At 62.6% G+C, this 13,248-nt stretch carries 10 protein-coding genes; 3 read left to right on the top strand and 7 right to left on the bottom strand.

The window, feature by feature from the left end; all coding sequences use genetic code 11:
- The first annotated feature begins 166 nt into the window (after window positions 1-166).
- Window positions 167-1,567 (top strand): dihydrolipoyl dehydrogenase, encoded by a 1,401-nt coding sequence (gene lpdA, locus LOY50_RS28710; protein WP_258690078.1) that lies wholly within the window; start codon window positions 167-169, stop codon window positions 1,565-1,567.
- Window positions 1,568-1,701: 134 nt separating this feature from the next.
- Here the strand turns inward: lpdA and LOY50_RS28715 are convergent, their stop codons facing one another.
- The 7 genes from LOY50_RS28715 to LOY50_RS28745 all read right to left on the bottom strand — a co-directional run bounded on the left by LOY50_RS28715 (window position 1,702) and on the right by LOY50_RS28745 (window position 10,943).
- Entirely contained in the window at window positions 1,702-3,852 is a 2,151-nt protein-coding gene (locus LOY50_RS28715) for a hypothetical protein (protein ID WP_253470518.1), read from the bottom strand.
- Entirely contained in the window at window positions 3,839-5,032 is a 1,194-nt protein-coding gene (locus LOY50_RS28720; protein WP_253470519.1) for a DUF3142 domain-containing protein, read from the bottom strand. The genes LOY50_RS28715 and LOY50_RS28720 overlap by 14 nt, the downstream gene beginning before the upstream one ends.
- Window positions 5,033-5,193: 161 nt before the next feature.
- On the bottom strand, window positions 5,194-6,006 hold the full coding sequence (locus LOY50_RS28725; RefSeq protein ID WP_258690079.1) for a class I SAM-dependent methyltransferase: 813 nt from the start codon (window positions 6,004-6,006) through the stop codon (window positions 5,194-5,196).
- Window positions 6,000-7,154, bottom strand: coding sequence for an acyltransferase (locus LOY50_RS28730; protein WP_214511101.1), 1,155 nt, complete (start codon window positions 7,152-7,154; stop codon window positions 6,000-6,002). The genes LOY50_RS28725 and LOY50_RS28730 overlap by 7 nt, the downstream gene beginning before the upstream one ends.
- Window positions 7,151-8,023, bottom strand: a complete 873-nt coding sequence (locus tag LOY50_RS28735; RefSeq protein ID WP_253470525.1) for a bifunctional 2-polyprenyl-6-hydroxyphenol methylase/3-demethylubiquinol 3-O-methyltransferase UbiG — start codon at window positions 8,021-8,023, stop codon at window positions 7,151-7,153. The genes LOY50_RS28730 and LOY50_RS28735 overlap by 4 nt, the downstream gene beginning before the upstream one ends.
- The gene (locus LOY50_RS28740; protein ID WP_253470527.1) at window positions 8,020-9,312 is read right to left on the bottom strand and encodes a glycosyltransferase; all 1,293 of its coding nucleotides are present in this window, start codon (window positions 9,310-9,312) and stop codon (window positions 8,020-8,022) included. Before LOY50_RS28740 ends, LOY50_RS28735 begins: the two co-directional genes overlap by 4 nt.
- Window positions 9,306-10,943, bottom strand: coding sequence for a glycosyltransferase (locus LOY50_RS28745; protein WP_258690080.1), 1,638 nt, complete (start codon window positions 10,941-10,943; stop codon window positions 9,306-9,308). The genes LOY50_RS28740 and LOY50_RS28745 overlap by 7 nt, the downstream gene beginning before the upstream one ends.
- Window positions 10,944-11,368: 425 nt before the next feature.
- Between LOY50_RS28745 and LOY50_RS28750 the strand changes: the two genes are divergently transcribed.
- Window positions 11,369-12,283: a GDP-mannose 4,6-dehydratase gene (locus LOY50_RS28750; RefSeq protein WP_253470531.1), complete on the top strand. Its 915-nt coding sequence runs from the start codon at window positions 11,369-11,371 to the stop codon at window positions 12,281-12,283.
- On the top strand, window positions 12,280-13,248 hold the full coding sequence (gene gmd, locus LOY50_RS28755) for a GDP-mannose 4,6-dehydratase (protein WP_253470533.1): 969 nt from the start codon (window positions 12,280-12,282) through the stop codon (window positions 13,246-13,248). Before LOY50_RS28750 ends, gmd begins: the two co-directional genes overlap by 4 nt.

The raw sequence follows: 13,248 nt of genomic DNA on the forward strand, positions 1-13,248 counted from the left end.
CGCTTCGTTATATGCCGTTACCTTATAACGATTCCTGTGAAATTTCCGTTTTGAATTCTTCATGCCAAGGCCTGCGCCGGCCTCTTGACTTAAGCCTTGACCGAAATCTCTGGAAACGCTCATATTACGTACATAATTTTTTATCAGGCCAAGCGGGAGAACAGCAATGAGCAACTACGACGTGATCATTCTGGGCGGCGGGCCCGGCGGGTATAACGCGGCGATTCGGGCCGGGCAGTTGGGGTTGAAAGCCGCCTGTGTCGAAGGCCGAGCCACCCTGGGCGGCACCTGTCTGAACGTCGGCTGCATGCCCTCCAAGGCCTTGCTGCATGCCTCGGAGCTGTACGAAGCCGCCACGGGAGCGGAATTCGCCAACCTGGGCATTGAAGTCAGCCCCACCCTCAACCTTGCGCAAATGATGAAGCAGAAGGACGAAAGCGTGGCCGGCCTGACCAAGGGCATCGAGTTCCTGTTTCGCAAGAACAAGGTCGACTGGATCAAAGGCTGGGGCCACATCGACGGGCCCGGCAAGGTGACCGTTACCGGCGACGATGGCGCCAAGACCGAACTCAGCGCCAAGGACATCGTCATCGCCACCGGCTCGGAACCCATGCCCCTGCCAGGCGTGACCATCGATAACCAGCGCATCCTCGATTCCACCGGCGCCTTGTCCCTGAGTGAGGTGCCCCGGCATCTGGTGGTGATTGGCGCCGGCGTCATCGGCCTCGAATTGGGTTCGGTCTGGCGGCGCCTGGGTGCCCAGGTGACCGTGGTGGAATACCTCGATCGCATCTGCCCGGGGGTGGACGGCGAAGCGGGCAAGACCCTGCAACGGGCCCTGGGTAAACAGGGCATCCAGTTCAAGTTGAGTTCGAAGGTCACCGGAGCCATTCCCTCGGCCAGCGGCGTGCAACTGCAGATAGAGCCGGCGGCGGGCGGCGAAGCACAGACCCTGGACGCCGATTACGTACTGGTCGCCATCGGTCGTCGGCCTTACACGCAAGGGTTGGGGCTGGAGAACGTCGGGCTGAGCACCGACAAACGCGGCATGCTCGCCAACCAGCATCACCGGACCGAAGCGCCCGGCGTCTGGGTCATCGGTGATGTGACGTCCGGACCGATGCTGGCCCACAAGGCCGAGGACGAAGCCATGGTCTGCATCGAACAGATCGCCGGCAAGGCCGCCGAGGTCAACTATGCGCTGATTCCCAGCGTCATCTACACCCGTCCGGAACTGGCCAGCGTCGGCAAGACCGAGGAACAGCTCAAGGCCGAAGGCCGTGCCTACAAGGTCGGCAAGTTCCCCTTCACCGCCAACAGCCGAGCCAAGATCAACCATGAGACCGAAGGGTTCGCCAAGGTCCTGGCCGATGAACGCACCGATGAGATCCTTGGCGTGCACCTGGTAGGCCCGAGCGTCAGTGAGATGATCGGTGAATACTGCGTGGCCATGGAGTTCAGCGCCTCGGCCGAGGACATCGCCCTGACCTGCCACCCACACCCTACCCGCTCGGAGGCGTTGCGCCAGGCGGCGATGAATGTGGAGGGGATGGCGACGCAGATGTAGGGACACGCCCCACTGGCGATAACACCCCACCTGTGGGAGCGAGCTTGCTCGCGATGGCTGCATTGCAGACGCTACAAAGGCGTATGTAATGGCCTCATCGCGAGCAAGCTCGCTCCCACAATGGGTTATTCAGCTTAGCTGGCCGATATCCGCGCCTTGCGCCGGCGCCGGCTGATCAGCCCCAACGCCACCGCTACCAGCAGCACGGCCCCGCTAACTTCCAGCCAACCCTTGTAAGGTCGCAGCGTCGAGCGTATCGGGTCCAAGGCCTGGGTCACGTAGCGCTTGTTCGCCTTGCTGAAGTCCGGTTCCTGGCATTGATGACCGAAATCCCCGGCCCAATCCACATACGGACCTTCCTTCACATAGCGTTGATACAGCGCGCTTTGCTCCTCAAGGCTGGAGTTGTAGCCCACCGCTTTGCACAACACCGCCGCAAACGCCTGGCTGGTATGCGGCAAATAATCCGCCGCCTGGCTCGCCAGCACCGTGGCGACAAACCGATAGTGGTAACGCACCTCAGGCTGCGCCGCGCTGGCCTGCTGGCGTTGCACTTCGCCTTCGGCCACCAGCGGCCCGACCTTCAGCTCAACCGGTTCCAGGCTGTAGTTGCCGCCCAGGCTGGCGTAATCCGGCGCCATCTCATAGCCGAGCAACTCCATGCCCCATTTGCGCGCCATCCAGGACGCATTGAAATAGGCCTCGGCCCGTCGGGTTGGCCACCATTTGGACTCCGCGTCCTGGCGCAATTGCCCATAGGCGCGGGCCTTGTTCTGCAGGTCCGCGTTATCGAAATAAGCCGGTGCCTCATCAAAGCGCCCTTCCCTCAACAACCGACGACCCAGCAGATTGCGCAGGCTCGCAGCCACCGGCAGCGGCACGTAGTTGTCCCGATCCTCCTGGCTCAACGCCGGTGGTGCCGGGACTTGGGCGTCGACGTACTGCTTGAGCTCATCCACCGTCAGCACACGCTCGGCGACTGCGGCGGCGTCGTACCAATAATTGCTCTGGCCGCGATAGAGCTGATCGAAGGCTTGCAGGTAATCGCCGCGCTGCAAGGCCAGGATCGCGCTTTCACCTTCGACCCGGCACTTGGGCTGCACCGACTCGAAGTTCCAATCCGGTGTCCGCCGGCTGCCCCAGGATTCATCGTTCGGGAAAGCCTGGGCAGCCTTGGCATAAGCCGCCGCTGCGGCCACTTTGTCGCCGTCGCGCAAGGCCAGCTTGGCACGCACCCACCAGGCCAGGCCGGTGTCGGCAGCCTTTTGCACAAAAGCCTGGGCACTGGCGTAATCGCCGTGCTGGTAACTCACCGCCGCCAAACGGTCGGCATCGTCCAGGTTGTCCCGGGCGTTGGCTTGCAACAGTTCGAACAGCCTTTTCTCGCCAGAGGGTTCTTCACCGTCCCACCAGCCGACGCGGCTGAGCAGGTAGGCGGTGACCAATCGCTGCACCGCCTTGGACTTGAGCAGCTCGCTCAAGCGCTCATCCGGTTGGGCACTCAAATCACCGGCCAATTGCAGCAACGAGCTGTAGCCCACCGGGGAGCCTTGCAGGTTCTGGATCGCATACAGGCCGATGGCACTGTCCCAATCGTCAGCGGTGTAGGCCACCCGGGCTTCTTCGCCAAGGCTGGCGATGCCCAGTTCCAGCGGATCGCTGAAGCCGGCAATGCTCAACTCGCGGGCCTGGCGAAACGCCGCTCGCGCCTGGTCCTGCAAGACTACAGGGTCGCCGCTGCCGGCCTCGGTGCTCACGGCGAACAACGCCCGGCCGAGGGAATACGCGGCCCATGTGCTGCGCAACCGACGTTGGTCGGCCGGTAACGCCAGCAATTGCTGGAACGCTTCCACAGCGCGCTGATGCTCACCGATGTTGAAAGCCGCCGCGCCAATCGCATACAGGCGCAGCTCATCAGGCAGGTTGGCCGCTTCGGCTGCCACCTGGTCGACATCGGTCAGGGCCCGCAGGCGCTCCACCACCGCTTGCTGCGGCGGGGTCAGGCCGATCTGCTCGGCCTGGTTGCGTTGTTCAACGTAGGACGGCGGGTCGTCATAGCTGTAGTCCGGATTGCGTGTCGCGTCGGTGGCCGGCTTGAGCCCGGCAATCGCCTGACCGAGACGGCTGACCTCGAAGCGAAAGCTGCCTTCGGGTAATTCGGCCAGTGACTGGGCGCGGTTATCCAGCAGGCGCATCGGGAAATCCGGCCCGCAGGCCAGCGCTGGGCCCAGCGGCAGGCAAAGGCTCAGACACAGTAGGTGACGAGGCCACTTACGGGTAAACATTGAAACCTCCTTGGTCAATTTTCGTACAGCGCGCCCAGCCGATTGCCCGTTGGCTGCCAGCAGCCAAGCGGCCTTCCTGAATGCGGGTGAAGGTAAGCAGTCCGGGGGTTTGTTGCAACGTATAACCGGCCAAGGCATCGACGCCGTCACACGCGCCGACAGCCAGCGTCAGGCGCTGGGGCCAGGGGCTGTCGAGATTGCCTTGGTTAACCAGGCGGATATCGTACAAACCACCCTGTTCCCCCCACTGCAACGCCAGGCGACTGTCCAGGCTGTCTCCCCGGGCGACGGCGCCGAGCGTGGTCAGGCTCCACGCCCGTCGGTCGCCGGCCAGCGGCAGGCGAAACCAGATCAACCCAGCGAGATGCTTCGGCGGATCGGCACGCAAATCTGCCGCAAGCCCGGCCACTTGTTGCGGATCGGCCAGCAACTCCCGACGCTCGCCACCGCGATCGATCGGCACTTCGCTTTCCACCACCGGCACGCCACTCTCCTGGGTCAGCAGCGCCACGCCGTACGCCGGCAGGGCCAGATAAAACGGCCGTGTGGTGACGTCGCTCCAACGTTGCGCCCAGTGCCGGGCCTGTTTCGGATCGAACAATCCCTGCCTTGGGTCGCTCACCGCGTGGACCTGCAGCACGCTGCTGTCCACCCTTTCCAGCAACCCCGGCAAGGCGGGGCTGTCGAGCCAGGCCGGTAGCGCGGTAATACTTAGCCGCACATTGGCCGGCAGGGCTTGCCGCAGTTGGCCGAGGAACTTTTCATAAGCCGGCAACCGTGCGTTACCGGCATCGTGGTCGATTTCTACCCCTACCGGGGTCAGGCCTTGGGCTTGCCAATCGCCCAGCACCTGCTGGATCTGCGCGATCACCTCGTCCTGGTCCAAAGCCTTGAGCTGCCCGTCCAGGCGAATCACAGCGATCAGCGGACGGCCATCAGCCTTGAGCAAAGCCGGATCGATCCGCGCACGGCTCCAGCCCGCTCCGGGAAAAGCCTGCAACGCCAGCACCCGCAGGCTGGAGAAATCGCCCTGGCTCTGGCGCAGCGCCGGCTCGTGGGCCTTTGTCCATTGACGCTGCCAGATATACAACTGTTGATCCAGGGCTGGGGGCGGCGGTTGTTCGCAGCCCGCCAAAAGCAACACGGCGAGGGCCAGGGAGAGCCGGAAAAGAAAAGTCATGAAGCCTTACCGCGCGCAAAAGATGTGCAGATTAACGCCGTGCACGTCATTGTGGGAGCGAGCTCGCTCGCGATAGCGGTGTATCAGTCAATCTATAGGCGGCTGAACCAATGCTATCGCGAGCAAGCTCGCTCCCTCAGGGTTGAGGTCTACCAACGTCATCAAGGCTTACGCGCAATAATCACCTGACTCTTGGCCACCACCGCGTCCAGCGCCTGCTTGATTTGCGCACCGCGCGGTGAATTCAGCACGGTTTGCCAGGTGTCGGCCCAATGATTGAGCAATGGGTGGTCGGGGTTGCTGAAATCGACCTTGGCCTCCCAGAACAACAACATCCACATCGACCAGTAGAAACCGTATTGGCTGTGGCTCAACACCGTAAGCCCGGCCTCGCTGACCATCGCCTTGAACTGCTCTTCGCTGATGATGCGAATGTGGTTGGGCTTGCGGAAGTACTCCGGCGCGGCGATGTCCTTTTGCAGGTCTTCGGAGCTGGGGTGCGGCACGCTCAACAGGTACAGCGCACCGGGCTGGCCGACCCGTACCAGTTCGGCAAGGAACTGCGCCGGGTCGTCGACATGCTCGATGACTTCGGTGGACACCACCCGCGTGGCCGTGGCGTCGGCAATGGGCAGCGGGTTGCAGTCGGTCACGTGGCACTCGACTTCGCGCGCGGGGGTGTCGCTCAAGCGCTGGCGAGTGGCCTCGACCTTGGCCGCGTCGATGTCGGCGATGATGATCTTCGCCCCGCGCATCGCACAGAAATGCACGTTGCCGCCGTCGCCGCACCCCACGTCCAGCAGCGTGTCTCCAGGGGTCACCGGGAACCCGGTGAACAGTTCGCCGGTTTGCTGGTTGAACCAGCCGCTGAGCATCGCATCGTGCAGCCCGAGCATATACGGGTCGACCTTGTCGGCGACCGGCTCAGCGGGCGCGGGCGTGCCCGTGGTGAGTTTCTTCAAAAGGCTCAGCATGACGGGGCTCCAGAGACAGGAAGGACGGTTCGGGCGGCGGCCAGGCGTTCAACCAGTTGGGCGCCACGATTGCGCATGGGCATTTCGACCCAGCGGTAGTTGAGTTCGCTCAACAGCCCGATCAGCGACAAGGCACAGGCCAGGGCCAGCCAGGGATGGCTTGCCGGGTCCGGCGAGCCCAAGGGGGCGAAACGAAACCACAACTCGCGCAACAGGAAAAACACCGGGATGTGGATCAGGTAGATCCCATAGGAACGACTGCCCATCCAGGTCAGCGCCGTTTTAAAACGGCTGCGAGGCAACAGGTAATCCCGATCATACGAGGCCACCCAGACCAGCACGGCACTGAGCACTGCAATGACCCCGAGACGATAGAACGACAAATTGAAATGCTCGGTCGCGATCCAGGCCATCACGCTGCCCAGGCCCACCACCAACAGCACCCCCAAGGGCGGGCGGCGCAACCATGTGGGCTCGAACCGCCAGTAGCTGGACCGCAGGCTCCAGATCGACAACAACACACCCAGCGCCAAGGCATCGGTACGGATCACCGACAGCCACAGCGCCCGCCAGGTGAAAAACTGCACCAGCACCACCGCCAATAGCACCCAGACCAGATAGCGGCGCGAGACAAACACCAGCAGCGGCAGGATCAAATAGAACTGCTCTTCCAAGGAAAGCGTCCAGTACACGAAGCTTGCGCCGTATTCATAGTGCATGAACGCATCGGCAAAACGCAGGTTGGCGAACTGCAGGAAACCGGCCAGGGTCGCCTGCAGGTTGGCCTGCACGCTGCCGAACGCCCCGGAGCGGTTCAGGAAGAACACCGCGAACAGCACCAGCAGCAGCCAGAGCCAAGCCGACGGCAACAGGCGAAACGCCCGGCGAATCCAGAAATCCCGGGTGACGATCCAGAATTGCCGAGGGCTGTCGCAGCGACGCAATTGCGGGATCAGGCTGCGTCCGATGACGAACCCGGATATCGCGAAGAACAGATCCACGCCCCACCACAGTTGGAAGCTGTCGGCCAGGGCTGCCAGGCCCGGCCATCCGCCAGGAAACGGCATGCCTTGCAGGTGATGGAACAACACGCCCATCACCGCAACGGCGCGCAGCAGCTCGATGTCCATGATCCGCTTGCTGCTCATGAAGTGCTCCCGGAGAAAGGATCGGGTTTACGCGCGATGATGACCTGGCTCTTGGGCATGAACCGGTCCAGCACCTGCTTGATCGCCAGGCCGTCAGGTTGCGTCAGCAGGTCCTGCCAGAGGCTCGCCCAACGCTCCATCAACGCAGGATACGGCGCCTGGATGCGGTCGCGCACCGCACCTTCCAGGTCCCGGCCAGCCGCCTGCTCGCTGGCCCAGAAGAAAATCATGCCCATGACCCAGAAAAATCCGCTGGCCTGGCGATGCTCGATTACCAGCCCGGCCTCCTCCACCAGCGCGGCAAATCGTTCGGCACTGAAAATCTGCACATGGTTGGGTGCTTGAAAGTAGCCCGGCGGCGCGATGCCTTGCTGCAAATGCTCGCCCACCGATGCCGGCACGCTGAGCAAATACTGCGCCCCTGGCCGGCCCATGCGCACCAGTTCAGCCATGAACGGCTCCGGCTCATGGATATGCTCGAGCACCTCCATGCAGACGATCTTGTTCGCACAGCCATCGGCCAGGGGCAGCGGCAGGCTGTTGCTGACCAGGCCCAGGAAAGGCGCACCGGCCTGGGCCTCGACCTGGCGGGCCAGGTCGCGCACCTTGTCTTGTTCGCTGTCGGTAAAGATCACGGAGGCACCCTGGCGCATTGCAAACAGGGTCGCCACGCCTTCGCCGCAGCCGACATCCAGCAAGGTGTCGTCGGCCGTGATGGCAAAGCCTTTGAGCAATTCACCGGTTTCACTGCAAAACCAGCCGTCGAGCAGCGCGTCGTAGAGGCCGGCATCCCGGGGCGAAACGGCCACCACCGGCGGTGGCGAAGGCTCCACCGCAGGCCTGAGCCCGGCCAGCCATCGGCGGATCATGACTCCTGCGCGTTCCGGCGCCGCTCAGGTATGGCTTCGAAAAAAACCCGCAAGCGCTGCTCGGCGTTGGCCTGGCTGCAGAACTTCTCCAGGCTGCGCACGGCGTGGGCCGACATGCGGCGATAACGCTCGGGGTCGTTTTTGGCCACGTCATAACTGGCGCGGTAGGCCGAACACAGCGAGTCCCAATCGGTGACATAACGCAGGGTCCGGTACGCGGCACGGGGGTCGTGGGGCCAGGCGGTCAACTCCTCGGTCGACTCCACCACAAACGCATTGTCGTGGTCGATGTAGTCGGCCATCGCCGTGTTCAGCGGCGCAATCGCCGGACGGCCGCAGGACATGAACTCCATCAACGGCAGGCACTGCCCTTCGCCATAGGAACTGTTGACCACGTATCGGGTGGCTTCCACCAGCCGCTCGTAATCCGCGTCCGCCAGGTATCCATGTATCAGCACGATGCGGCAGCGGTACGACTGGTTCTTGTAGACGTGATGGAGCATGTCGGTGAGCGCGGCAGTGACGTCGTGATGCGTCAGCTTGAGCACTAGAGTCGCGTCGGAAACGTCGCGGAACGTCGCGCAAAATGCGCTGATCATGTCCTTCCAGTTCTTGCGGCCGTCATAAGGATTGAACACGGAGGTATAGATCACACCGTCCAGGAGCAACTCGCAATCCTGCGCCGGGCCGTCCAGCACCAGCGGCGTACCCGCCTGATGCGCCGGCGGACCATAAGGCCGCAGGTCGGTGGTGCGGCTGTCGATCAACAGGCCACGCAATTGCAGGCGCATGTGCTCCACCGTCGGCCGCTGGGCCAGCACCGCGCCGCGCGCCGCAAAGCGGTCCCACACCGGCGCCGCGATGGCAGTGATGGGGAAGTCCTCTCCCATCACTTCACGAACGGTTTTAACGGTGAAGCTGGAGTGGGTAATCGCCATGCCGGTTGCGCCCAGGACCACCCGCCAGTCGTGCCGCGGCTCGCCCTGCCAGCTTTCGGTAGGAATGGTGCTGAACTCCCAGGCGAACACCGCAACTGTCGGGCAAGCGTAGTGGGCAGCAGTACGATGAGGGGGGGAGAACGACAGGAATACGCAATCCTCGCCACGCCCCAGGCAATCGGCGTACAGCTGATCGACCTCGTCGTCAGGCCGAGTCACTTCGACGACCCGCCCCAGCCGCTCCAACACCGGGCGAAACTCCTTGAGCACGAAGTAATAGCTGTACTCGGGCTTGCCGAGGTTTTCCAGAATGTTGCTCTGGTTGGTTTCCGAATAAATGATGATCAACATGAGGCGGTACCTGCCTGGAGCACCAGCGGCAGCCCTTCGTCACAACCGGGCACAGCCAGGAAATCCGCCAGGCGCTGCTGCACCGGGGTGAACGCGCAATAGCGGCGCATCCGCTCGTTCGCGGCAACGGCCATGGCCTGGTAGGCCTGCGGCTGGTGCTTCGCCGTGGCGTAGCTCTGCTGGTAGGCGAGTTTCAATGAGCCCCAGTCGGGCCGATGGCGCAGGGTGCGGTACAAGATGCGCGAGTCTTCCGGCCAGATGGTCGGTTCGCGGCTGGACTTGACGATGAAGGCCACCTCGGCGTCGATGTAGTCGCGCATCGCCGTGTGGTCCGGTGCGATGACTGGGCGGGCGCAGGACATGAACTCCATCAGCGGCAGGCACAGGCCTTCGCAGCGGGACGCATTGACGTAGAAACTCGCCGCGCCATACAGCCGGGCGAATTGTTCGTCCTCCAGGTAACCGTGCATCACCACCACCCGGCAACTGAACGGCGACAGCTGGGACAGCAGCGTCAGCAGCTCGACGTAGTAGGTCGACAGGTCGTTCTGAGTCATTTTCAGTACCAGCGTGGCGTCCTCGACGTCGCGCAGGGCCCAACAGAACGCGGTGATCAAGTGATGCCAGTTCTTGCGACCGTCATCGGGGTTGAACACGCTGACGTACACCACCCCGCTGACGTCGGTCTCCACCACCTGGCTGGTGTCCGGCAGGACGGCCTGGGGATGTTCCGGTGAGGCTGGCTCTGGAATGGGTTCTGGAACAGGCTCTGGAGTGGTCTCTACGATCACCGGCGGCGGTGCCGGCCCCCTCAGGATCCTGCTGACCGCAACGCGTATCGGCACCGGTATCAAGTCGCGGACCGCTTCGCGATACCAGCACACCAGGTTGTGCTTGAACAGCCACACAGGGCCCTGCTCGTTCTTGCCGGTAAACGCGCGAATCATTTCACGCAGGTAATGGCGGGAAATGAATGCCCGCCGCCGCCAAGTCAGGGGCGGCGGCTCGATGATTGGTTCGGGTTCGGGCTCCGGTTCGGGCTCCGACGCCTCTTCGAAGATCGGCGCGATCAAGCCGTCCGCCGAAAGCCCGAGAGGCCGGCTGTCGATGATGCAGCCCTTGATCTGCAAGGTCGTTCCCGGGTTCACCGGCAAGCTTGGGTGTTGCTCACGAACCGCCGCGAAACGCTCCCACAGCGGCGTGGGCAATACCAACACCGGGAAGTCTTCGCCCAAAGTTCGACGGATCGCCTCGGCCGTGTGGCTGGACAGCGTAATCACCCGACCATGACGGGCCAGCGTGCGGCTCCAGTCATGGCGCAGGTCGTCGTCCCAGTGCTCGGCCGGGATCGAATCGAACTCCCAGGCCACCACGCAGACCATCGGACAAAGCAGGCCCAGCGGCGTCTTGTGCGGAGGTGAGAACGAAAGAAACAAGCAGTCCTGCCCGGCCGCCTGCAACGTTTGGTAAAGCGGATCGACCTCGGCGACCGACGACACCACATGCACCGGCCCCAGGCTTTCCAGCACGGGACGATAGGCCTTGAGCACGAAGTAATAGCTGTACTCAGGGCGACCGAGGCTCTGGCTGATGGAGTGATCGTTTACGTCCGAGTAAAGAATGAAATTCATGGGATCCCATCATGGCACCGCCGTCCCGGCAGCCCCACTTCATGACGGTCGAGTCACGCATCGAGCCGGCCCGGGGCCGCCACGCGTCGTTCGTCTTGCTACCCGTCTCGTTCTTGTTTTTTTGTGGTCCCGCCCCTGGGCTCATCTCGAAGATCGAAACCTGGGACAGTGTGACGAGGGGCATTCTAAACACATCCACCAAGGGTTCGTGAACCGCTCGACGTGAATAAACCAGCTATAAATATGAGAACTGACCGGTCACGGTTTGCGCTGTTGAAATTGCGTTGAAATTGGCCCAGATTGGCAACCAAACAACTACAACAAATGCTTCTCCAAGCTGATCGTTGCGTGATTTTTCCCCGATCTTACGGAAATTTCCCACTCGGTTCGCACTAGACGAAGCAACCGTCAAAGGGGGCTGGTGCTTGAAAAAACGTCTGTTCGTTACGGGCCTCAGCGGTTTCGTTGGACGTCACCTCAAATCTCGACTGAACGGTCATGATTCGGCGTGGCAGGTGATGCCTGTCGCTGCCCGCTACGACCTGATGGATGCCAAGACCCTGGAAGGCCTCTGGCCCGAGATTCCCGACGCCGTGATCCACCTGGCGGGCCAGACCTTTGTCCCCGAAGCCTTCCGCGATCCGGCACGCACCCTGCACATCAACCTGCTGGGCACCTTGAACCTGCTCCAGGCCCTCAAGGCCCGGGGTTTCACCGGGACATTCCTGTATGTCAGCTCCGGTGATGTCTATGGCCAGGTCAGCGAAGACCACCTGCCGATTACCGAACTGCAACTGCCCTCCCCGCGCAACCCGTATGCGGTGAGCAAGCTGTCGGCCGAACTGCTGAGCCTGCAATGGGGCATGAGCGAAGGCTGGCCGGTGCTGGTGGCCCGCCCGTTCAATCACGTCGGTCCCGGGCAGAAGGACAGCTTCGTCATTGCCAGCGCCGCCCGGCAAATCAGCCGGATCAAGCTGGGCCTGCAACCGGCTCGGCTGCAAGTGGGCGATATCGACGTGACCCGCGACTTCCTCGATGTCGGCGATGTGATTTCGGCCTACCTGGCCCTGCTGGACAACGGTGCCCCGGGACAGGTCTACAACATCTGCTCGGGCCGCGAGCAGAGCATTCGCAGCCTGATCGAACAACTGGGCGATATCGCCCAGGTCGACGTGCAACTGATCCAGGACCCTGCGCGCCTTCGCCGCGCAGAACAGCGTCGCGTCTGTGGTAGCCCAGCCAAGCTACGACAGGCCACCGGATGGACGCCTGAAACAACAACACAACAATCCTTGCGGGCGATCCTGTCCGACTGGGAGATACGGGTACAACAAGAATGAAAAGTGCATTGATCACAGGGATCACCGGTCAAGACGGCGCGTATCTGGCCAAGTTGCTGCTCGACAAGGGTTACAAGGTCCACGGCCTGGTGGCGCGACGAAGCAGCGACTCGCGCTGGCGGCTGCGAGAGATGGGCATCGAACAGGACATCGTTTACCTGGACGGTGACATGGCCGATGCCTGCTCGGTGCAACGGGCCGTGATCAAGTCGGCGCCGGACGAGGTGTACAACCTGGCCGCGCAAAGTTTCGTCGCGGCCTCCTGGGACCAGCCGGTGACCACCGGCATCGTCGATGGGCTGGGGGTCACCCACCTGCTCGAAGCCATTCGCCAGTTCAGCATGCATACGCGCTTCTACCAGGCCTCCACCAGCGAAATGTTCGGCCTGATCCAGGCCGAGCAGCAGGACGAGCACACCCCGTTTTACCCACGCAGCCCCTATGGCGTGGCGAAACTGTACGGCCACTGGATCACCGTCAACTACCGGGAAAGCTTCGGCCTGCATGCCAACAGCGGCATCCTGTTCAACCACGAATCACCGCTGCGTGGCATCGAGTTCGTCACCCGCAAGGTCACCGATGCCGCTGCGCGCATCAAGCAGGGCAAGCAGCAGGAGTTGCGCCTGGGCAATATCGACACCAAGCGCGACTGGGGCTTTGCCGGCGATTACGTCGAGGCCATGTGGCTGATGTTGCAACAGGACACCCCCGACGATTACGTAGTGGCTACCGGCGTCACCACCACTGTGCGCGAGATGTGCAGGATTGCCTTCGAACACGTGGGCCTGGACTACCGTGACTTCGTCAAGATCGACCCGGCGTTTTTCCGCCCGGCCGAAGTCGAAGTGCTACTCGGCAACCCGGCCAAGGCACAACGCGTCCTGGGCTGGAAGCCCAGGACCGACCTCGACACCCTGATCCGCATGATGATGGATGCGGACATGAAACGCGTCGCCAAGGAGTAG

This window comes from Pseudomonas sp. B21-010, from assembly GCF_024749325.1.
GTDB lineage: Bacteria > Pseudomonadota > Gammaproteobacteria > Pseudomonadales > Pseudomonadaceae > Aquipseudomonas > Aquipseudomonas kilonensis.

Coding starts and splice junctions, on each gene's coding strand:
- lpdA (WP_258690078.1), top strand. CDS start 167: ATGAGCAACTACGACGTGATCATTCTGGGCGGCGGGCCCGGCGGGTAT.
- LOY50_RS28715 (WP_253470518.1), bottom strand. CDS start 3,852: ATGTTTACCCGTAAGTGGCCTCGTCACCTACTGTGTCTGAGCCTTTGC.
- LOY50_RS28720 (WP_253470519.1), bottom strand. CDS start 5,032: ATGACTTTTCTTTTCCGGCTCTCCCTGGCCCTCGCCGTGTTGCTTTTG.
- LOY50_RS28725 (WP_258690079.1), bottom strand. CDS start 6,006: ATGCTGAGCCTTTTGAAGAAACTCACCACGGGCACGCCCGCGCCCGCT.
- LOY50_RS28730 (WP_214511101.1), bottom strand. CDS start 7,154: ATGAGCAGCAAGCGGATCATGGACATCGAGCTGCTGCGCGCCGTTGCG.
- LOY50_RS28735 (WP_253470525.1), bottom strand. CDS start 8,023: ATGATCCGCCGATGGCTGGCCGGGCTCAGGCCTGCGGTGGAGCCTTCG.
- LOY50_RS28740 (WP_253470527.1), bottom strand. CDS start 9,312: ATGTTGATCATCATTTATTCGGAAACCAACCAGAGCAACATTCTGGAA.
- LOY50_RS28745 (WP_258690080.1), bottom strand. CDS start 10,943: ATGAATTTCATTCTTTACTCGGACGTAAACGATCACTCCATCAGCCAG.
- gmd (WP_253470533.1), top strand. CDS start 12,280: ATGAAAAGTGCATTGATCACAGGGATCACCGGTCAAGACGGCGCGTAT.